Annotated in this window: 18 protein-coding genes; 10 read left to right on the top strand and 8 right to left on the bottom strand. The window is 39.2% G+C overall.

What is annotated here, in order from left to right:
• Positions 1 to 2: 2 nt before the first annotated feature.
• Positions 3 to 218 (bottom strand): 4Fe-4S binding protein, encoded by a 216-nt coding sequence (locus tag ABIS04_RS08940; RefSeq protein ID WP_350433227.1) that lies wholly within the window; start codon positions 216 to 218, stop codon positions 3 to 5.
• Positions 219 to 231: 13 nt separating this feature from the next.
• Positions 232 to 1,635 (bottom strand): ferric reductase-like transmembrane domain-containing protein, encoded by a 1,404-nt coding sequence (locus tag ABIS04_RS08935; RefSeq protein WP_350433226.1) that lies wholly within the window; start codon positions 1,633 to 1,635, stop codon positions 232 to 234.
• A 274-nt stretch (positions 1,636 to 1,909) separates the two neighbouring features.
• On the opposite strand from ABIS04_RS08935, the gene ABIS04_RS08930 reads away from it, so the two are divergent.
• Positions 1,910 to 2,983, top strand: a complete 1,074-nt coding sequence (locus ABIS04_RS08930) for a methyltransferase (protein WP_350433225.1) — start codon at positions 1,910 to 1,912, stop codon at positions 2,981 to 2,983.
• Positions 2,984 to 3,075: 92 nt separating this feature from the next.
• On the opposite strand, the gene serC is transcribed toward ABIS04_RS08930, so the two are convergent.
• Together serC and gyrA are read right to left on the bottom strand one after the other, a co-directional pair.
• A complete protein-coding gene (serC, locus tag ABIS04_RS08925; protein WP_350433224.1) occupies positions 3,076 to 4,167 on the bottom strand; it encodes a 3-phosphoserine/phosphohydroxythreonine transaminase in 1,092 nt (363 codons plus the stop codon).
• A 169-nt stretch (positions 4,168 to 4,336) separates the two neighbouring features.
• Positions 4,337 to 7,060, bottom strand: coding sequence for a DNA gyrase subunit A (gene gyrA, locus ABIS04_RS08920; RefSeq protein ID WP_350433223.1), 2,724 nt, complete (start codon positions 7,058 to 7,060; stop codon positions 4,337 to 4,339).
• A gap of 387 nt (positions 7,061 to 7,447) precedes the next feature.
• On the opposite strand from gyrA, the gene ubiG reads away from it, so the two are divergent.
• The 5 genes from ubiG to yfaE all read left to right on the top strand — a co-directional run bounded on the left by ubiG (position 7,448) and on the right by yfaE (position 13,446).
• Positions 7,448 to 8,173 carry a bifunctional 2-polyprenyl-6-hydroxyphenol methylase/3-demethylubiquinol 3-O-methyltransferase UbiG gene (gene ubiG / locus ABIS04_RS08915; protein WP_350433222.1) on the top strand — a complete coding sequence of 242 codons (726 nt, stop codon included), beginning with the start codon at positions 7,448 to 7,450 and terminating at the stop codon, positions 8,171 to 8,173.
• Positions 8,174 to 8,351: 178 nt separating this feature from the next.
• Entirely contained in the window at positions 8,352 to 9,014 is a 663-nt protein-coding gene (locus tag ABIS04_RS08910) for an HAD-IA family hydrolase (RefSeq protein ID WP_350433221.1), read from the top strand.
• Positions 9,015 to 9,567: 553 nt separating this feature from the next.
• Positions 9,568 to 11,856 carry a class 1a ribonucleoside-diphosphate reductase subunit alpha gene (nrdA, locus tag ABIS04_RS08905; RefSeq protein WP_350433220.1) on the top strand — a complete coding sequence of 763 codons (2,289 nt, stop codon included), beginning with the start codon at positions 9,568 to 9,570 and terminating at the stop codon, positions 11,854 to 11,856.
• A gap of 71 nt (positions 11,857 to 11,927) precedes the next feature.
• Complete coding sequence (gene nrdB, locus ABIS04_RS08900) at positions 11,928 to 13,058, top strand: class Ia ribonucleoside-diphosphate reductase subunit beta (protein WP_137227256.1); 1,131 nt, start codon at positions 11,928 to 11,930, stop codon at positions 13,056 to 13,058.
• A complete protein-coding gene (gene yfaE, locus ABIS04_RS08895) occupies positions 13,048 to 13,446 on the top strand; it encodes a class I ribonucleotide reductase maintenance protein YfaE (protein ID WP_137227257.1) in 399 nt (132 codons plus the stop codon). Before nrdB ends, yfaE begins: the two co-directional genes overlap by 11 nt.
• A 107-nt stretch (positions 13,447 to 13,553) precedes the next feature.
• Here yfaE and ABIS04_RS08890 read toward each other — a convergent pair whose 3' ends face one another.
• The 3 genes from ABIS04_RS08890 to ABIS04_RS08880 all read right to left on the bottom strand — a co-directional run bounded on the left by ABIS04_RS08890 (position 13,554) and on the right by ABIS04_RS08880 (position 16,130).
• Positions 13,554 to 13,850 carry a 2OG-Fe(II) oxygenase gene (locus ABIS04_RS08890; RefSeq protein ID WP_350433219.1) on the bottom strand — a complete coding sequence of 99 codons (297 nt, stop codon included), beginning with the start codon at positions 13,848 to 13,850 and terminating at the stop codon, positions 13,554 to 13,556.
• A 190-nt stretch (positions 13,851 to 14,040) separates the two neighbouring features.
• Positions 14,041 to 14,766: a hypothetical protein gene (locus ABIS04_RS08885; RefSeq protein WP_371833635.1), complete on the bottom strand. Its 726-nt coding sequence runs from the start codon at positions 14,764 to 14,766 to the stop codon at positions 14,041 to 14,043.
• Positions 14,767 to 14,981: 215 nt separating this feature from the next.
• Entirely contained in the window at positions 14,982 to 16,130 is a 1,149-nt protein-coding gene (locus ABIS04_RS08880) for a BamA/TamA family outer membrane protein (protein WP_350433217.1), read from the bottom strand.
• Positions 16,131 to 16,976: 846 nt separating this feature from the next.
• On the opposite strand from ABIS04_RS08880, the gene ABIS04_RS08875 reads away from it, so the two are divergent.
• A complete protein-coding gene (locus ABIS04_RS08875) occupies positions 16,977 to 17,840 on the top strand; it encodes a PA4780 family RIO1-like protein kinase (RefSeq protein WP_350433216.1) in 864 nt (287 codons plus the stop codon).
• A gap of 664 nt (positions 17,841 to 18,504) precedes the next feature.
• Positions 18,505 to 18,831, top strand: a complete 327-nt coding sequence (locus tag ABIS04_RS08870) for a hypothetical protein (RefSeq protein ID WP_350433215.1) — start codon at positions 18,505 to 18,507, stop codon at positions 18,829 to 18,831.
• A 64-nt stretch (positions 18,832 to 18,895) separates the two neighbouring features.
• On the opposite strand, the gene ABIS04_RS08865 is transcribed toward ABIS04_RS08870, so the two are convergent.
• Positions 18,896 to 19,189: a hypothetical protein gene (locus ABIS04_RS08865; RefSeq protein ID WP_350433214.1), complete on the bottom strand. Its 294-nt coding sequence runs from the start codon at positions 19,187 to 19,189 to the stop codon at positions 18,896 to 18,898.
• 280 nt (positions 19,190 to 19,469) lie between these two features.
• On the opposite strand from ABIS04_RS08865, the gene ABIS04_RS08860 reads away from it, so the two are divergent.
• Both ABIS04_RS08860 and yghU read left to right on the top strand, forming a co-directional pair.
• Entirely contained in the window at positions 19,470 to 20,147 is a 678-nt protein-coding gene (locus ABIS04_RS08860; protein WP_350433213.1) for a haloacid dehalogenase type II, read from the top strand.
• A gap of 172 nt (positions 20,148 to 20,319) precedes the next feature.
• Positions 20,320 to 21,177 carry a glutathione-dependent disulfide-bond oxidoreductase gene (gene yghU / locus ABIS04_RS08855; protein WP_137227263.1) on the top strand — a complete coding sequence of 286 codons (858 nt, stop codon included), beginning with the start codon at positions 20,320 to 20,322 and terminating at the stop codon, positions 21,175 to 21,177.
• The last annotated feature ends 117 nt before the right edge of the window (positions 21,178 to 21,294 follow it).

Here is a 21,294-nt window from a genome sequence, read left to right as displayed (position 1 = left end):
TATTACCTCCAAGACACCATGACGGGAATATTTTTATCTGCTGTGATGGTGATTGCCCCTACAGGACAATATAATCTGCACAGGTGACAGATCTGACAATCTTCCGGATAACGTATTTCAGCTTTGTTTGTTTCTTTATTCATATGAATCACATCAGTCGGACAACTTTTGACACAAGCTTCGCAACCAATACAACCAGAAATTTGCTTAATAGGCATCTTTTGCTCCTAATTAAAATGCAAGTTGTTCAAAATGGATTTGATTATTTGCCACACCCAGTTGCTTAAAATGACCAGTCGTGGCCGTTAACATTGGTTTGGGGCCACATAAATAAAACGCCCACTGGGTTTGTAATTCTGATGTGACACTGGCAGCAATCTGCTGTAAATCAATAAATCCTTTCGCTACATGACGGCCACTCAAAAGATCGTTATTTTCAATATGTTCACACACTAATGTCAGCTTAAAATCGACCATGGTTTGTTCTAGTGCTATTAGCTCATATAAACAGACCATACGATCGAGTGTATGATTAGCGTAAATAAGTCTAATTGGACGAGGATCGTGTTGTTCTGCTAGTTGTCGTAATAAACCTAGTATGGGTGCAATACCTGCACCAGCGGCAATTAACGTTATTCCTCTCGCTAAATCAGCTTGCTCAAGTGTCATATTGCCGTAAGGACCATCAACATAAACAGTTGACCCTAATTCCAGTTGACTTAATGATGAAGTGTAGTCACCTAACTCCCTAATAATAAACGATATCATTTTGTGCTGTTGAGAAGCGGTTACTATCGAAAAAGGATGTTGTTCCAAGTTATAAGGATTACCACTGGTGTTAATCCACACAAACTGACCTGCTTGGTAATTTAATGATTGCGCTGTTTTGGATTTAATACTCAGTTTCCAATCGCACTCACTGATTTTTTCAAGTGCATTAATGGCGTAAGGATGTTTTTTAATATTGCATGGCTTAATGAAGTAGTTATAAATTAACAATGCCATCGACACACAGTACAACGACCACCAAATGATATTAAATGCATGATTAAATTGTCCATGACTTCCAATGGTTGTCACATGCAGTGTCGCCAACGTAGCAATAATTGCAAAACCAATAACATGCAATAAACGCCAGGTCTCATAGCGTAGATTGAGCTTGTCTTTATAAACCGACATTAATACCCAAACAACCATTGTTAACCAAGCTATTATTCCTGTTAACATATTTGATGACGTCACCACACTGACAATGCTTAACCACAAGTCATCTATAGAAATGAAGCCTTTGGGTAATACAATTAATATGGGATGTAAGAAGAAGAAAATACCGAGATATTTACCTAACTGTTTATGCTTGGTGATCCCCCAGTCTATGTTGGCAAATAATGGCAAATGCTTTAGCCGTCCAGCTAGCGGAAATTGCATAAAGAAAACCATCATTGCAATTAAATTAACGGCACCTAGCACACTGCTATAGACACCAGTAAATTCCATACCCAATAACTGAGCAATAACAAATGGCACTATCGCCAATGCAAGATAAGCGAAAGCCAACCTTTTGTGCTTGGTAAATTGTAATGAACGTAAATGTAGGTTTAACGCCTGTGCTTTAATCGAGATGGGTAAATTCATTATGTCTCCAAGTGTGTAATGACACCATAGAAATACCATACATCCAGCAGGGTTAAGATTGGGTTAATAATGACGTCCAGTAAAGTAAGGTTACGCAAAGCTATGTAAACACCCGATCTAGTTAAATTAATCGGACGAATCCCAGATAATATTTAGCTGTTGTTTATTATTGTTAACCTAAAAAAACGAAAACTAGAACTAGGTCAAAACCTTAGTGACATTTATTTGCTAATCTAATATCAATATTTTTCTCATCTTTAAGTTAACGTTTCTAATGTCTTTTTATCAATCTCCTAAAAAAATGTCTGCTTTTGATGCCAAATTTGAAGCACAAAAAATTGCTTTTGCACCCGTTAGTTTTCAAGTAGCACGCTGCTTAAGTCAATTTGGTTTACTCGCCAAAATTGATCAAGCTGGTGAGCAAGGTATTAGCCTCGTTCAACTGAAAAAAGGGAGTGAATTATCTGAATATGCCATTCATGTGTTGCTTGATATGGGATTAAGCATGGGGATTTTTTGGTGTAAGGATGATTGTTATCGTCTCGATAAAACAGGCCACTTTTTATTACATGATGATATGGCCTCAAAAAACCTTAACTTTATCCATGATGTTTGCTATCAAGGCTTGTTTGAACTTGATGATTCTTTAAAACAAGGCAAAGCCATCGGGCTTAAACACTTAGGCGATTGGGAGACAATTTACCCAGGGTTAAGTCAGCTACCTGAACAAACTAAAAAGAGCTGGTTTGAGTTTGATCATTACTACTCAGATCATGCTTTTGATAGCCTACTACCCTTGATATTTAAATCTCAACCAGCCCATATCATTGATGTTGGCGGAAATACGGGTAAATGGGCGTTTGCATGCACCCGTTATAATAAAGATGTCAAAGTCACCATTATGGATTTGCCCGGTCAACTTGCTGTAGCAATGGAAAATGCCAAGGTAAATTTAGTTACTGACAGGGTATATCCATTTGAAACAGACTTACTTGATAACGATAAGCCTTTCTGCCAAGGCGGTGATTTATATTGGATGAGCCAATTTTTAGATTGTTTTTCTAAGCAGCAAATTATCACTATTCTTAAACGCACTGCAGCAGCCATGAAACCCGATAGTGAATTGTGTATATTAGAAACCTATTGGGACAGGCAACCCCATGAAGCTGGGGCGTATTGCGTTAATGCAACATCATTATATTTTACGGCTATAGCTAATGGGAATAGCCGCATGTACCACAGTAAAGATATGCTTAACATGATTATTGAAGCAGGCTTGTATGTTGATGAAGATATCGACAATATTGGCCTAGGTCATACCTTGCTGCGTTGTAAATTAAAGCCTTAAAATATGGATTCTCAGTACAAAAAAGCGAATGCTGTTTGGCATTCGCTTTTTTGTACTTATAACCCAAGCTGCTGTTAAATTAGCTTTTTAGATTAGCTGTGCTGTATTGCAAAGTTATTCATAAAATCAACTAACTTTTGTACACCTTCAAGTGGCATCGCATTATAAATGCTCGCACGCATACCACCCACAACGCGGTGACCTTTTAACGCGACTAAACCCGCCTGCTCCGCGTGCTTTAAAAACTCAGCGTCTAAGCTATTATCAACAAGTTGGAACGTCACGTTCATTCGTGAGCGATTATGTGGCGCTACACCATTTTTATAAAATGGATTGTTGTCGATACACTCATACAATAACGCTGCTTTTTGCTTGTTCACTTCAGCCATAGCACTGACACCGCCATTTGCCTCTAACCATGCAAACACTTCTGAAGCTAAATACCAGGCAAATGTAGGTGGGGTGTTAAACATAGAGTCATATTCAACAGCAATACGATAATCCATTATAGATGATTGCGGCAGACTAGGAAGTGTTAGCATATCGTCACGCACAATCACAATCGACAAGCCAGATGGACCAATATTTTTTTGCGCGCCAGCATAAATAAGTCCGTATTTACTAACGTCGATATGATGCGACATGATGGTTGATGATAAATCAGCAACAATGGGCCATGGGCTATCTAACTCTTCAAAAATTTCAATGCCATCGACGGTTTCGTTAGAACAATAATGCACATATCGATAATCTTTATCGATTGCAGTTAAATCAGGCAATACCACCTGATTAAGCCCATCAACTTGCTCAACAATATTAAGCGTGTCGATTTGGCTTTCATTGACTAATTTTTTTGCTTCCGTCACTGCAGATGATGACCATTGGCCGCTAACTAAATAAAGTGCGCTGCCATTCTCACCCAAAAAATTATTCACCACATTCGAAAACTGGGCGCGACCACCACCGTGCATAAATAACACATGGTAATTATCAGGAATGTGCATCAACTTACGCAAGGTGATTTCAGCTTGCTTAGTCAGTGCAATAAATTCTTTACTACGATGGCTAATTTCCATCACGGAAACACCTAGGCCATTCCAATCAATTAATTCCTGTTGTGCTTTTTGCATCACAGCTTGAGGTAACATCGCAGGTCCAGCACAGAAATTATAAATCGCACTCACAGACAACTCCTTGACTCGGTTTTTATTCTTCAAATAAGAGCATTAATACTAAGGATTTTAGCACCTGTTGAATAGGGGGCTATCCGTCTATTTTGATGAATATTTTTCCGTAAAATAAAACGAGCGCCCTAAGGCGCTCGTTATTGAAGCTGCAAAGTTCGCCAGCAGGTTAATCCTGTTCGTCGTTCTCTACATCACTTTCCACATCAGAATCGGTCGATTCAGTTGACTCACCTTCAGCAACTTCGCCTTCAATGATATCAGCAGGCACAATCACATTGCCTTCTTCGTCTAACAATTCTTCAGTTTGAATTTCTTCAATACGCTGTAAACCAACGACTTTCTCGTCTTCAGCAGTACGAATGATAGTCACACCTTGAGTGTTACGACCAATAATTGATACCCCTTCAGCAGGAGTACGAACTAACGTACCTTTGTTACTGATCAACATGATTTCGTCAAACTCGCCCACTTGTACAGCGCCGACTACAGGACCATTACGGTCGCTGACTTTAATCGATACCACACCTTTAGTGCCACGGCTCTTAGCTGGGTATTCGCTCAGTTCAGTACGCTTACCGTAACCATTTTCTGTTACCGTTAAAATAGCACCATCACCTTTAGGGACAATCAGTGAAACTACTTTTTGACCATCTTCAAGCTTAATACCACGAACACCGGTTGCGGTACGGCCCATAGGACGTAATGCAATAACTTCTTCACCCGTTTCAGCATCACGTTTCACTTCACCGGTTTCTGAATCACGCGCTTTCTCGTTAAAGCGAACTACTTTACCTTCGTTAGAAAACAACATGATGTCGTCACTACCTTCGGTAATATCAACGCCGATTAACTGATCGCCATCTTTTAAGTTAACCGCAATAATACCGTTTGCACGAGGATTACTGTATGCAGTTAATGCTGTTTTCTTAACAGTACCGTGTGCTGTAGCCATAATGATAAATTTATCATCTGCGTATTCACGTACCGGTAGGATTGCAGTAATGTGCTCACCGTCAGAAAGTGGTAATAAGTTAACAATTGGACGTCCACGAGCAGTACGACTTGCCAACGGTAATTGATACACTTTCAGCCAGTACATCTTACCAAAGTCAGAGAAGCACAAGATGGTGTCATGAGTGTTTGCCACTAATAACTTTTCGACAAAATCTTCATCTTTTACTTTAGTAGCCGCTTTACCTTTACCACCACGACGCTGCGCTTGGTAATCAGACAGTACTTGGTATTTTGCGTAGCCTAAGTGAGATAAGGTCACAACAACATCTTCTTCATTGATCAAGTCTTCAAGACTCATATCAATTTCGTTAGCGTTGATAATAGTGCGGCGCTCATCACCATATTGCTCAAGTATTTCTTCTAATTCTTCTTTAATCACTTCCATCAAACGTGATGGAGTGCGAAGAATGAATAATAAACCAGCAATCAGAACTAAAAGCTCTTCATATTCAGCTAAAATCTTGTCATGTTCTAGACCGGTTAAACGGTGCAGACGTAATTCCAAAATAGCTTGTGCTTGTTGTTCGGTTAGATAGTACTGACCATCACGGATACCGAACTCAGGCTCTAACCATTCCGGACGTGCAGCATCATCACCAGCTTTTTCAAGCATGCCTTGCACATGACCTAACTCCCAACCTTGTGCCACTAACTTTGCTTTGGCTTCGGCAGGCGTAGGTGATGCTTTAATTAGCGCAATAATCGGGTCGATGTTAGCGAGTGCGATAGCAAGCGCTTCAAGAACATGAGCACGTTCGCGAGCTTTACGTAATTCAAATACGGTGCGGCGTGTTACTACTTCACGGCGATGAAGAATAAAACACTCAAGCATTTCTTTAAGGTTAAACAATTTAGGCTGACCGTTAGTCAATGCCACCATGTTGATACCAAAAGAACACTGCATTTGAGTTTGAGAATATAAGTTGTTTAGTACAACCTCACCCACTTCACCACGTTTGATTTCAATAACAATACGCATACCGTCTTTATCAGACTCGTCACGTAGGCCACTGATACCTTCTAATTTTTTATCTTTAACAAGCTCGGCAATTTTTTCAATCAAACGGGCTTTGTTAACTTGATATGGTATTTCATGAACGATAATACGTTCACGGCCATGATCATCCGTTTCGATATCAGCTTTTGAGCGCATGATTGCGCGGCCACGGCCAGTGTTATAAGCATCGATAATGCCTTTACGACCATTTATTGAAGCAGCTGTTGGGAAATCGGGACCAGGAATGTATTCCATTAACTGTTCAATTGACAAGCTTGGCTCATCGATTAACGCTAAACAGCCCTTCACCACTTCCGTTAAGTTATGTGGTGGGATATTGGTGGCCATACCAACTGCAATACCTGATGAACCATTGATTAATAGGTTCGGTACGCGTGTTGGTAACACTGCAGGTATCATCTCGGTGCCATCGTAGTTAGGCACAAAATCCACAGTTTCTTTTTCAAGGTCGGCTAATAATGAATGCGCCAACTTTTGCATGCGAATTTCGGTGTAACGCATCGCTGCCGCGGAGTCACCATCGACAGAACCAAAGTTACCTTGTCCGTCAACTAATGTGTAGCGTAACGAGAAAGGTTGCGCCATACGTACAATCGTATCGTATACAGCAGTATCACCATGCGGGTGATACTTACCAATTACGTCACCAACAACACGAGCAGATTTTTTATATGGTTTGTTCCAATCGTTTTTTAATTCGCTCATTGCGAACAATACTCGACGATGAACAGGTTTTAAACCGTCACGGACGTCAGGTAATGCACGACCTACAATTACGCTCATAGCATAATCAAGGTAAGAATTCTTAAGTTCGTCTTCGATGTTAATTGGCGAAATAGATGATGCCAGATCAGTCATAAACTGCGCGTTCCTCTAAAGTGAGCTGACAATAAAACTTCCATATTATTATCTAGCTTAAAAACGTGATTTGGCATTCTAACACAGATATTTAATGTCGCCAGAGCAAAGACCAGCCAAATCCTCTCTCACTATTAAAAATTGTAAAAAAGCTAATATTTACAGCTAATTTAGTTTATTAAATAGCTAATATACGGTTATTTTTTAACAATAATTAACGTTAATGAATTTAGGATCTCATCACCGATGAATGCCAAATAACAATTTAACGCTCATAAATGGATATTTTATAAGCAAGTGTGAACAATGGTAGCCATTGTTCACTTTTATTCGTAAAGGTTATCGCTATAATAGCCGCCATAGATTTTTAAACAATTAGGTTACGTTATGTCACATGCTGAACAATCGACACCCAATGTTGATCCCCTCGAAATAGCAAAATTTGAAGCCATGGCACAAACATGGTGGGATCTCAATGGCGAGTTCAAGCCATTACATTTACTTAATCCACTGCGTTTAAACTACATTGACCAAACCGCTGACGGTATTTTTGATAAAAAAGTGCTTGATGTTGGCTGTGGTGGTGGCATTTTGTCAGAAAGTATGGCGCGTTTAGGCGCACATGTTGACGGTATTGATATGGGGACCGAACCCCTCGAAATAGCAAAACTGCATGCCTTGGAGTCCGGCGTTGCGGTCAATTACCTAAAAACGACAGCAGAAGCACACCGAGATAACCACCGTGAATATTACGATGTAGTGACGTGCATGGAAATGCTTGAGCATGTGCCCGATCCACAATCGGTCATTCAAGCATGTTGTGACACGGTAAAACCTAACGGCTTTGTATTTTTCTCCACAATTAACCGTAATATAATGTCTTACCTGCAAACCATTATTGGTGCTGAATATTTATTAAAAATGTTACCTATCGGCACCCATGACCACAGTAAGTTCATTCGACCATCTGAACTGATAGCATTAGTCGACAACACTGACTTACTGTGTAGAGACGCCTTAGGTATTACCTACAATCCATTATCTGGGGTATTTAAGTACACTAAAAGTGTTGATGTGAACTATATGATCGCCACTCAGAAAATCAGCGACTAACTAAGTGCTATCAATAATCGATTAAGCGCGATTATAAGCATTCGCTTAAACGATAGACGATTGATATCACTCGATGATATGACGCTGACGATAAGCACAATAGCGGTTCGTCAGTCACTTCCCTTCTGTATTGGTCACTTTATTGTGGCATTAAACATCTCATTTTAGGAACATCACAGTGCATAAAAATGATGTTAAAGGGGTCTTATTTGATCTTGACGGCACACTTGCTGACACAGCACCAGATTTGATACATGCGCTTAATTTGAGTTTGGATGATGCGGGTTTTAGCGCTCAGCCACTCGATAAAATGCGTCATGCAGCCTCTCACGGCAGTTTATTTTTGGTTAAAACGGCTATTCCGGATGCTGATGAAGCATTGCAAATCCGTATTCAACAAGGGTTACTACACCACTATGCCCGTATTAATGGCGATTACAGCCGCTTGTTTACAGATTTACCTGAACTGCTGACATTATTAGATCAGCAAGGTATCCCTTATGGGGTGGTGACCAATAAACCTGCTCGTTTTGCTCGACCTCTCATTGAAAAACTAAATTTAACTCATCAGCTTAAAGCAATCATTAGTGGTGACAGCACCCGTTATGCCAAACCACATACGGCACCAATGTTGTTAGCGGCGCAGCAAATAGCAACACCACCAGAACATATTTTGTATTTAGGTGACGCAGAGCGTGATTTAGTCGCTGCACATAATGCTAATATGCTTGGAGGTGTCGCGCTTTGGGGATATTTATCACCCCATGATACGCCCGATTTATGGCCGTCAAGATGTCAATTTAAACACGGTGCATCGTTAAAACAATTTTTTGCAGCATAATGACATTCAGTGATGGGATATCAACAAATGAGTCTTTATGGTGAATCACCAATTATTGATTATGATCACGATCACTTGACGATCAAAAGTGGTAAAAGATCAATATAAAAATGAGCATAATTTATTGATCGCTGTTTATTGTAGCGATCGAATTTTTCTCATTTAACGGTTGAAAAAATATCACTTATCAAAAACTCGTTATAAATTTGGGCTCTAGGGTTAGCCGTCACTAACCCTGCGGTTTATCCTCAAGTTATCCACAACAAGTTAATGAAATTGTGGCTTGCAAAAAGGCTCAAACCTCATTATCTTGTATCTAAGATTTTAAATAGCACCATATCTTGTGTGTGGCTGACAATCAAAACACTACGCCTTTACATTATAAAGAACGTAGATGCTAACTAAATGTATTGGTATTTATACTATGTTGTGAATACATTAAGCTTGATTGTTTTAACATGGAATTGTTTTGTAACTGATTCGGATCGAATCCAGCAGCACGGCATCCAACAACAGATCACATGTTTTGATATAGAACCAAGGCCTCTCTTCAATGAATAGCAATATGACAGTCACTAAACGCAGTGGCGAACGTGAACCGATCGATTTAGATAAAATTCATCGCGTGATCACTTGGGCAGCCAAGGGATTAAAAAACGTCTCAGTATCTGAAGTAGAACTTCGATCTCACCTGCAGTTTTTTGACGGCATTCCGACTGAAGCCATTCATGAAACCATCATTAAAGCTGCGGCTGATTTGATCTCCCCAGAATCACCTGATTACCAGTTTTTGGCAGCCCGTTTAGCGGTATTCCATTTACGTAAAAGAGCCTTTGGTCAATTTGAACCGCCTAAGTTATATGATCATGTCACCAAGTTGGTTGAAATTGGTAAATATGACAAGCATATATTGGCTGACTACAGCCGCGAAGAATTAGACATTCTTGATACCTATATTGATCACTGGCGTGACATGAACTTCTCGTATGCTGCAGTAAAGCAACTTGAAGGTAAATACCTAGTACAAAATCGTGTGTCTCATGAAATATACGAAAGCGCACAGTTTTTGTACATTTTGGTGGCTGCATGCTTATTTGCTCGATATCCAAAAGAAATCCGTCTGAAATACATTAAAGATTTCTACGATGCGACATCGTTATTTAAGATTTCTCTACCGACGCCAATTATGGCTGGTGTGCGAACACCTACCCGTCAGTTCAGCTCATGTGTATTAATTGAGTGTGATGACAGCTTAGATTCAATCAATGCAACCGCATCTTCTATCGTTAAATACGTGAGCCAACGTGCAGGTATTGGTATTAATGCTGGTCGTATTCGTGCATTAGGCAGCCCTATTCGTGGCGGCGAAGCATTCCACACAGGGTGTTTACCATTTTATAAGTATTTCCAAACTGCGGTTAAGTCATGCTCTCAAGGCGGCGTACGTGGTGGTGCAGCGACCCTTTTCTATCCTTTATGGCATTTAGAAGTTGAATCGCTACTTGTATTGAAAAACAACCGTGGTGTTGACGACAACCGTGTACGTCATCTTGACTACGGTGTGCAGTTAAACAAATTAATGTACCAACGTTTGATTAAAGGTGAATACATTAGCCTATTCAGTCCATCAGACGTGCCTGGCCTTTACGATGCATTCTTTGAAGATCAAGTCGAATTTGAACGTTTATATCTTCAGTATGAGCAAGACAGCAGTGTCCGTAAAAAACAAATTAAAGCCGTTGAACTGTTTTCATTGATGATGCAAGAGCGTGCTTCTACTGGCCGTATTTATATTCAAAACGTAGATCATTGTAATACCCACAGTCCATTCGATTCAAAAGTGGCACCAATTAAGCAATCTAACTTGTGTTTAGAAATTGCCTTGCCGACTAAGCCACTGAATAACATCAATGATCCAGACGGTGAAATTGCGTTATGTACCTTGTCAGCACTTAACTTAGGTGCAATCCAAGATTTATCTGAGCTTGAGCCGTTAGCTGATTTAGCCGTACGTGCATTAGATAACTTACTTGATTACCAAGATTACCCAATTAAAGCAGCGCAAACGAGTTCAATGAATCGTCGTACCCTCGGTATTGGTGTCATTAACTTTGCTAATTACTTAGCCAAGAATGGTAAAAAGTACTCAGACGGTTCAGCTAATAACTTAACCCACAAAACCTTTGAAGCGATTCAGTTCTATTTGCTTAAAGCGTCAATGAACTTGGCAAAAGAGCAAGGCGCATGTCCGTTATTCCACGAGACAACGTACTCAAAGGGTATTTTACCCATCGACACCTACAAGCGCGATTTAGACAAAATTTGTGACGAGCCATTGCACATGGATTGGGAAAGTTTACGTAGCGATATTAAACAATACGGTTTGCGTAACTCAACGCTTTCTGCATTAATGCCGTCTGAAACTTCATCGCAAATATCAAACGCGACTAATGGTATTGAGCCTCCACGTGGTTTAATCAGCGTAAAAGCTAGTAAAGACGGTCAACTAAAACAAGTAGTACCAGACTTTGATGTACTTAAAGACAAGTACGAATTACTTTGGAACATGCCTAATAATGATGGTTACATTCAACTTGTTGGTTTAATGCAGAAGTTTATTGACCAAGCAATATCAGCTAACACTAATTACGACCCAAGCCGTTTTGAAGGCGGTCGAGTGCCGATGCAGACATTGCTCAAAGATTTACTAAGCGTATACAAACTGGGCATTAAAACATTGTATTATCATAATACTCGCGACGGTGCCTCTGATCAGTTTGATGACATTATCGCTGTCGAAGAAGAAGACGATGGCTGCGGTGGCGGTGCGTGTAAGATCTAATCATCACTTTATCAATATTTAGCGGGGTCTTCCCCGCTTTTTGGAAAATGCGTTATCAGGACACCTAAATAATGGCTTACTCTACATTTTGTCAAACACCTAACGATTCAACCAAAGAACCTATGTTTTTCGGTCAATCGGTTAATGTGGCCCGCTACGATCAACAAAAATATGAAGTATTCGAAAAGTTGATTGAAAAGCAATTATCGTTTTTCTGGCGTCCAGAAGAAGTTGATGTCAGCCGTGACAAAATTGATTTCGGTGATTTACCTGATCACGAAAAACACATTTTCTTATCTAATCTTAAATACCAAACCTTACTCGATTCTATCCAAGGTCGTTCACCAAATGTGGCATTTTTGCCTTTGGTATCGCTGCCAGAATTAGAAACGTGGATTGAAACATGGTCGTTTTCTGAAACCATTCACTCACGTTCATATACTCATATCATTCGTAATATTGTTAACGACCCTTCAGTCGTATTTGACGATATTGTCCAGAATGAAGAAATATTAAAGCGTGCTGGTGATATTGCGGCTTATTATGATGACCTGATTAAACTCACCCAGATTAATAACCTCTTAGGTGAAGGTACTCACGTTATCGATGGTGAATCAATTACGGTTAACTCACGTATCCTAAAAAAATCACTGTATTTATGCATGATGTCAGTTAACGCCTTAGAAGCTATTCGTTTCTATGTCAGTTTTGCGTGTTCGTTTGCCTTTGCAGAGCGTCGTGTCATGGAAGGCAACGCTAAAATTATTCGTTTAATTGCCCGTGACGAAGCATTACACCTTAACAGTACTCAACACATATTAAGCCTAATGCAAGGCGGTAAAGACGATCCAGAAATGGGCGAAATTGCTGCTGAGTGTAAACAAGAAGCGTATGACTTATTCGTCAAAGCAGCAGAGCAAGAAAAAGAATGGGCTAAATACTTATTCAAAGACGGTTCAATGATAGGCTTAAATGAACAAATTCTATGTCAGTATGTTGAATTTATTACGAACCAACGGATGAAGTCGGTACATTTACCACAACCGTATCCAGATCAATCAAACCCGTTACCGTGGATGAAGAATTGGTTAGAAAGTGATGCTGTGCAAGTTGCCCCACAAGAAGTAGAAGTGTCATCTTATCTTGTTGGTCAAATTGACTCTTCTGTTGATGGCGATGAGTTTTTAGATTTTGACCTATAAAAAGTTTTTCAAAAAAGCGCCTATTATAAGCTTGAAAGGACAGCCGGTTATTTTGTTTGACGGCCAACATTCAAGTTTATTAGAAGCGCTTGAATCGAAAAAAGTAAAAGTATTTTCAGAGTGTCGTAATGGATTTTGCGGTGCTTGTAAAACCACAGTCATATCTGGAGAAGTAAACTATTTTTGCGAGCCTCTTGCAGAACTTAAAGCCGACCAGTGTCTACCCTGTTGTTGTGTGCCTAATGGCGATTTAAATCTCAAACTCTCTTCTGAGGGAGTTAAAGTGGTCACTAAACGCCAATACACTGTACCAAATAGCCCAGAACAACCGACAACGGCGTTAACTCAACAAATTCACACCAACACCAAGCTGGCTCACGAAGGTTAAACTGTCACTGCTAGTGCCTTCTTTTGAATGTTTAGCGTTGGATATTGGCATTTTAAGATTGAGATATGCTTTTTGAAATATGAATACTGAAATGTGAATGCTTTTGTTTAAATATTTAAGGCCAAGCTTAATAGCACACGTTTGCCTGACTCAATCTTACTCACGCTGTGTTCATATTTATCAGGACGAAACAAATACACCCGCCCCCATAAATTCACTATGCATTTTTCACAGCTGAACACCTCACCTACTTTTGGTTGTCGCAACACAAAATTTAACTTGTAATAACGACCCTGTTGTACGGGATCAATATGGTTCATCACCCGATGATGAGTATGGTAAGTCACTCGGTTTATCGAGAACACTCTACTACTAAAAATGGCTTTATTGATCACGTTGGCCATGTTCACTCCAATTGGCATATCAGTTGTAAAGTATACTGATATTCAAGCCATCAGGAAGCCAAGTCGACCATTTAAAATAGTCTATGATAGACGATAGATATTGGTTTAAGTCGGTTCAATAGCGCGGTAAAGCATTAGCAATTAGGCTGTTATCACTGACTTCAAATAAAAACGGTTACAGGTCGGTTAGTTAACCTAATGGGGCACTCTTTGTAATGATATTGCAGGATGACACATAGCTATCAAGCTCAATAAGACCTTGGAGAATGAAACCATGATAATGGGCTTTTACAAGTTGAAAATTCATGCTTGGCGCAAAAAAATAGGTTACCTCATCGGCTCCCGTTTGCTCAACGGGTATCAATTGCATTTCACCCCAAGGGGGTATAGTCGCTGTTACTGCACTTTTAACATAGTATTGATAAGGCTCAAGCGCATCAGAGGCCTGCCTTACTAAAGCAAATTGTTGTCTACCAAGAATAAGGTATTCACGTATTTGAATGGCTAATGTATCAACATCCCTTAAAGGGATAGATTTTGATTGATAAGCCGTTATATCGCCATCAAGATCAACCCGAGATTCAAGACCATTATTAGCCACGGTGACGTGCATGTCTCGAGAGCGAAAACCACTAACCTGTTGATGAAAGTTATCGGTCAGCCATTCATTAGTGATATTTGACCATGATACTTCGCTTCGCTGTTGATACTGAGTGCCAATACCCAAAATACTGGCTTCACTTTTTGAAGTGATGATGGCTGACTTACCTTGCCATTTCTCAATACGAGTCATTTTACCTGTATGCAGCCCACTAAGATAAATAGAATAATTGAAGGTCTTTAGACATTTATCTTGGTTTTCACCCGCTAGTACGCTGCTGCTTTGCAGCAAACCACATGAAAGACCAAATATCATCAATACTCTGGTGCCCACCACACAAGCCGAAGGAGATACCCTAATATTAGGATATCTTGTCAGCATAGGCTTTATTCGCATCATTAATATCATCATCGGTATCGGCATTTCGCTATCTATTGTTTCCTTGGCAATGACTAACTTAAAAAGTGTCACCTACAAATAGAGCCTTAAAAAGCATCATCAAACATAGTGTCATTTACAATAACATTGTCTTAAAAAACTTCATTCACATTTAAATAAAAATTAGTTTCATTTTCACCTACCCCAACATCAAGACGTAAATTAATATTGTCTTTAATGTTAAAGCGAAATCCGGTGCCGTAAGCCGTTAATAAGGTATCAGTTAGCTCACTCACTTTAGGCGCTACACTGCCAACTGCCCCCCAAAAGACCATGCCATAACGTTGAAATATCGGTAAGCGGTATTCAACTTGGCCCATCATCATTTGCTCATCTCGATAACGACCTCTAATGTAACCACGCATCGCATCGGAGCCACCAAGGTCAGGTAACAAGCTCCAAGGTACGTCTCCACTGGTAAGGTGGCCTTGAACTTGCCAAGCGATCAATCCCGGCATTGAACTTAAGTCAATATAATTGGCTAACTCAATGTTATATGTAGAAAACGAATCAAATTTATCATTTTGATATAATCCAGCATCAACTTGAAACAACCACCCTTTTGTGGCATTTAAACGATAATCCCTTGAATCATAAATACTAGAAACAACCACACCAGAGCTAAAATTATTCGGTAAAATATCACTTGAATCTACTGACAAACCAGTGGAAACCAACTCTAAGCTGTCGGCGCTGGTGTAAATAAAGTCAGCCCCTATACCAATGAAATAGTGACTGGCAATCTCGGTCATCCAACGAGGTTTAAAACTATACAGCTGTTCATCAAATTCATGATGATTAAGATCTTGATCGCCGTCATCAATTCCGACACCATAATAAACAGCCGCTTCATTGTGCAGCTCTAAATCAAGTAATAATCGTTGTTTACCTTGGTTTAAAAACGTCATATTTTCAACTTGAACACCGTAGGATTGATTCATAGATACAAATGAATTCAATACTAATGATGATGGTTGTTCTTCACTCGATGCATTATCGGTTTTATACAAGCCAACCATTAATAACCCGACACCAAACTTTTTTTCTGGGGTGTAATAAGCCGTCGGTAAATAGCTCATATCAATCGCTTTGGTGTCATCAAACTCGCCATCTGCACCAAACACCGACAATATGTCATCAACCCAAGTGGGTTCCATGTCTTGCGGTGTTTCAAATAAGGGCTCAACAGCAGTAGCTGCATTAGAAAAAACAAATAGTGCGAGAAGTAAGGTCCGTTTCATAAAAACTCTATTAATATGTTGAAATTGTTTCGCATAACGACAAAAATGCAAAATATTTGTACGACGAAATGGCCGCGTAATGTGATGATGTCTTTGTTATAAAAAATTGTATCAAATCACAATAATTCACAATTATTATCCTGCCAATAACTTAACGTTGACTGAAGAAAAGCTTAATTGTTACTGAACCACAGCGTTGCTAGGGGCTGTTGATCTTTCAAGGTTGGTTTTGCAGCGAATTGTTGGTCATTACTTAAACATGAGTTATAAGGCAGAGACTTTGTGGTGTAGTTATTCTACATAAAAAGTCGATAACGCAGTAAAAATGACCAACAAACGCTGCCCGAAGGGTTCGGCTAAAAACGTTTTACTCTTTGTTGAATGAATTTTGCTTAGATGACTAGGCATCAATCCATTCGCCTCGATAAAAACGTTTTTAACTCGAACAAAATTTAACCAGCAAAGATCAACAGACCCTAGATATCAATTTTAGCGATTACCCATTCGGCTAGCGTTAGCCCTAATATACAGACCACAACAACCAGATTAACGTCATTGGTATTGCATCAATGGTGAAATCGAACCGCAATATACCACATTTCATTCTTTAAATTGACAATTACTCAACAAATCCCTCCTAGGTGTTACTCGAAAACATGGTCGATTTCGACTATGTTTAACTGAATGGGCACAATAATTTAAATCATCAAACAAAAATGTATTAATAGAGCGTATTGAAGCAAAAATGCACGACAAATCAGACTTATTTAATCTGTGTTGTTTTAACAAGTGAAAATTATTTCCTTAGATATATCATCCAGCGCGCAAGTAAGGTATAACGACGCAATGAAAACGCCTATACGATTACAACCACTGGTTGACGATGGTCTCGTCGATGAAGTGATAAGCCAACTCATGAGTGGCAAAGAAGCTACCGTCTATATGATCAGATGTGGCGATGAGATCCGCTGCGCCAAAGTGTATAAGGAAGCCACTAAACGCAGCTTTAAAAAAGCAGCACAATATCAAGAAGGTCGAAAAACCAAAAACAGTCGTCGTGGACGAGCCATGGAAAAGGGCTCGAAATACGGTCGAGAAGAACAAGAGAAAGCCTGGCAACATGCCGAGGTCGACGCATTATACAAATGCGCCGCTGCCAAAATTAGAGTACCAGTGCCTTATGGTTGCTTTGATGGGGTGTTATTGATGGAGTTGATCACCAATATTCATGGTGATGTCGCTCCTCGGTTAAATGACGTTACAGAGATGAGTGCCGAGCAAGCAAAAATCCAGCATTACATCATGATGGGTTATGTTGTGCGTATGCTATGTGCAGGTATTGTTCATGGTGATCTATCTGAGTTTAACGTACTCGTTGACCAAAATGGACCGGTGATTATTGATCTGCCCCAAGCAGTTGACGCATCAGCAAACAATAATGCAAAAGCCATGTTATTTCGTGATGTTAATAATATGACTGACTATTATTCACAATTTGCCCCAGAATTAGCCACTACGAAGTATGCTAAAGAAATGTGGGCCTTGTATGAACAAGGTGAATTAACACCGGAAACAGAATTAACTGGCTTGTTTGAAGAAGACACCACGGCAGCTGATGTCGATTCTGTATTAGAAGAAATTAACGCAGCATTTGAAGAAGCTCAAGAAAGACGCGAGCGCATAAGTGATGCAAACAACGACGAGTATTAAATCAAGCGTTTATTCACTCATGTGAAGATCTAGGGAGACTTACGGACAAATTATCGAATGATTTTCCGGTTTCAGGTCTCCCTATTTTATCGCCCCTACCCCAAGTCAACTCCGAAGCAAAAGTATGGAACTCTTCTAATTAAACAGCAGTTGGCCAAAATAACAGGCTGGCGGCCCAACATTTATACAGCATAGGCTTAATCCGACTCTGAGCGAAAATAAAATTTCATCACTGACAACGAAGGCTGGTTGATCGTTCACAATGAATTTTATTGATGTTTAAGGCAATTTAAACAAGGCAGAGCGAATAACAAATAGTATTCAACATCAATAATCGATAACACAGTAGAAAGAAGCTACAAACGCAGCCCGAATGATTCAGCTAACAGGACACTACTCTTTTTGACGAGTTATTTACCTAGTTATAGACTTGACTTTTAACACTTACGCCACTTTACAAAAAAACCAAGCCATTGATATTAAATAAATAATACCCATTAAAGACCAACTACCAGAGCCTAAATGTAAATCAGTTATTTTCCTCATAGTAATAAATAAAGGGTTATAAGGTAGTGTCGTCAATTTGTTGTGCACTATATAACCTTGTATTTTACATGGTTAAGAGGGTGTATAATTGAATTGAAAAGATTACAAGGAGGATATTATGAATGGTTATGTTTTATCTGCATTACTAGTTTTTCTCACTATTTCTATGTCAGCTAATGCTACTGAAAATGAAAATAGAAGTATGGGAATGTCTCAAATGCCTGTATTTTCCGATATTGATACTAATCAAGACAAATTGCTATCTGAAGAGGAGTTTGAATACTTTCAAAATGCAAGACAAGAGTTGCGTGAATCTGAAGGTCGCATGTTAAAAAACTCATCGCATTGTCATGAAATGTTTGAGCGTATCGATTCAGATCATAATAATGTTATTGATGCTAAAGAATTTCAATCTCATCACGAAATGATGAGATATTCTAAATAATCAATATCGCTTTAGAGAGGTCTAAATTTATGACCTCTCTTTTATAAACGGTTTACATTTTAAATCAACACTCTGCCGCGATTAGCTTACCTTTAAATACCCCATAAAAAGCGATACAAGCACCTGCAAAACCTAAAAATGAACAAATTAAACGATAGTCACTGTTGTCAATAAAAAAGTTAGCCACACTGAACACCAATAAAATGAATAAACCAACATTTTTGGTCATCATCATTTTAGGTTCAAACATCAGCCACTGCTCACATTTAGGACATTGTGTCTCAACACCATGTTTACCTTTGCGGACTTGTTTAAGCGCTTTACGGGCAAAGACACCCTGACAACAAGGACATTCCATTTTACATCACCAATAATAAATTTTAATTATTATAATACAATGAATTAACACAAGTACAAACTTATCTATCTCACACCGATAACATTAGTTAATTCAATCTAACTTAAACATAAACCAATTAGAACGATCGCTCAAAATAGTGGTTGAACGAATGATATTGTTAGTTTATAGTCTACCAAATACAGGATATTGTCAGACTATGAAGTCAACATTATCGTCAAGTAGTTGTTAATTACACCGACACCTAACACTTGGTTCGAATACAAATGGAGCAAACAACATGCACAAAATGATAGGGTTTGATGTTTATGGCACATTAGTGGACCCAGTGGACATGGGTCAACATCTACAAGTGTTAATTGGCGACAAAGCACAAGAATTTGGTCAGCTCTGGCATGATAAGAAAGTTGAATATGCATTTCGTCGTGGTTTAATGCAGAAATATGAAGATTTCAGTGTTTGTACTCAACAAGCTCTGCAATATTGCTTATCCGTTTTCAATGTCACATTGTCAAACAGCGAACAACAAGATTTACTGGCTAAATTTAGTCAGCTAGCAGCCTTTGAAGATGTTATTCCTGGGCTAGCTATTTTACGTGACCAAGGCCATACCCTTGCCGCATTTTCAAATGGTCCAGAAATTGCTGTTCGCACATTAATGGCTAATGCTGGAGTATTACCTCTTTTGGATAATGTCATCAGTGTTGACGATCTCAAGACTTATAAACCTAACCCTGCCGTTTACCATCATTTAATGACTCGCACTCAATCTGAACCACAACATTGTTGGATGGTATCGAGTAACCCATGGGATGTTATTGGTGCAAAAGCGGCAGGACTTAACACGGCTTGGATTCAACGGGACAGTAAAAAAATATTTGATCCCTGGGGAATTGAGCCTGACTTAACTGTCACCAATTTAATCGAATTAAGTGAACTGTTGGCCGTTATGGAATAAAGATTAGCAGTCATAGAATAAAATGATAAACGACATTAAAGAGACAAAAGCATAACTCATACGAGTTGATGCTAATGCAACCAATCTATACACGTTACACTAACCTTATTCAGCTAAGCGTATTTTAAATTTGTATGGTTAACCTGTAAACGGGTTATCACGAGGAGATTTTATGAGTAACCAATATACCCCACCTAAAGTTTGGACTAATAATACTAATGGTGGTAACAAATGGGCAAACATCAATAGCCCAGAGTCTGGTGCTAGATTCGAGAAAGTATTACCTGTAGGTCAACATTCTTTACAACTTTATTCTCTTGGCACACCTAACGGGCAAAAAGTAACAATTCTTTTAGAAGAGCTACTTGCTTTGGGCATTAAACAGGCGGAGTACGATGCTCATATCATTAACATCGGTGAATCTGACCAATTTTCATCTGGGTTTGTTGATATAAATCCAAACTCAAAAATTCCTGCCCTATTAGATAAATCAGCTGATGAAGATGTTAACGTATTTGAATCTGCATCCATTCTGGTTCATCTCGCAGAGAAATTCGACCAGTTTCTACCTAAAGACGGGAAAGCAAGAACTCAAACATTTAATTGGTTATTCTGGGCGCAAGGCTCTGCCCCTTTCCTAGGCGGTGGCTTTGGTCATTTTTACGCCTATGCTGATGAAAAACAAGAATATCCTATTAACCGTTTTGCGATGGAAGTTAAACGCCAATTAGATGTATTGGATAAACAACTGGCAAAAAATACCTTTGTTTCTGGCGAGGAATATACCATTGCGGATATGGCAATATGGCCTTGGTACGGTAACTTAGTATTAGGTAAGTTGTATAGCGCCGCCGAATTTCTCGATGTTGCAAGCTACAAAAATGTCGTGCGCTGGGCCAATCAGATATTAATCCGTCCAGCAGTACAACGTGGCAGAATAGTGAATACAACATGGGGCGAACCATGGGAAATGTTGCCAGAACGTCACAGTGCGGCAGACATTGATGCAGTATTAGCATTAAAGCCTTAAACACTAAAACGTATTATCCACAACAAACCCATCGATGATAAGTCAGAAACTAACCGTTATTGGGTTTCGTTAACGCAACAAAAAGCCTTCTTTTTTACAGAAGGCTTTTTTATACAA

The sequence above is a fragment of the Shewanella sp. H8 genome, from assembly GCF_040285065.1.
Taxonomy (GTDB): domain Bacteria; phylum Pseudomonadota; class Gammaproteobacteria; order Enterobacterales; family Shewanellaceae; genus Shewanella; species Shewanella polaris.
Note: the sequence above shows the minus strand (reverse complement) of the source record. Positions and strands in the feature narration are given on the sequence as shown.

Coding starts and splice junctions, on each gene's coding strand:
- ABIS04_RS08880 (WP_350433217.1), bottom strand. CDS start 16,130: ATGAAACGGACCTTACTTCTCGCACTATTTGTTTTTTCTAATGCAGCT.
- ABIS04_RS08890 (WP_350433219.1), bottom strand. CDS start 13,850: ATGGCCAACGTGATCAATAAAGCCATTTTTAGTAGTAGAGTGTTCTCG.
- nrdB (WP_137227256.1), top strand. CDS start 11,928: ATGGCTTACTCTACATTTTGTCAAACACCTAACGATTCAACCAAAGAA.
- ABIS04_RS08875 (WP_350433216.1), top strand. CDS start 16,977: ATGAAAACGCCTATACGATTACAACCACTGGTTGACGATGGTCTCGTC.
- ABIS04_RS08930 (WP_350433225.1), top strand. CDS start 1,910: ATGTCTTTTTATCAATCTCCTAAAAAAATGTCTGCTTTTGATGCCAAA.
- ubiG (WP_350433222.1), top strand. CDS start 7,448: ATGTCACATGCTGAACAATCGACACCCAATGTTGATCCCCTCGAAATA.
- ABIS04_RS08870 (WP_350433215.1), top strand. CDS start 18,505: ATGAATGGTTATGTTTTATCTGCATTACTAGTTTTTCTCACTATTTCT.
- ABIS04_RS08865 (WP_350433214.1), bottom strand. CDS start 19,189: ATGGAATGTCCTTGTTGTCAGGGTGTCTTTGCCCGTAAAGCGCTTAAA.
- yghU (WP_137227263.1), top strand. CDS start 20,320: ATGAGTAACCAATATACCCCACCTAAAGTTTGGACTAATAATACTAAT.
- ABIS04_RS08940 (WP_350433227.1), bottom strand. CDS start 218: ATGCCTATTAAGCAAATTTCTGGTTGTATTGGTTGCGAAGCTTGTGTC.
- ABIS04_RS08885 (WP_371833635.1), bottom strand. CDS start 14,766: ATGATATTTGGTCTTTCATGTGGTTTGCTGCAAAGCAGCAGCGTACTA.
- ABIS04_RS08860 (WP_350433213.1), top strand. CDS start 19,470: ATGCACAAAATGATAGGGTTTGATGTTTATGGCACATTAGTGGACCCA.
- ABIS04_RS08935 (WP_350433226.1), bottom strand. CDS start 1,635: ATGAATTTACCCATCTCGATTAAAGCACAGGCGTTAAACCTACATTTA.
- nrdA (WP_350433220.1), top strand. CDS start 9,568: ATGAATAGCAATATGACAGTCACTAAACGCAGTGGCGAACGTGAACCG.
- gyrA (WP_350433223.1), bottom strand. CDS start 7,060: ATGACTGATCTGGCATCATCTATTTCGCCAATTAACATCGAAGACGAA.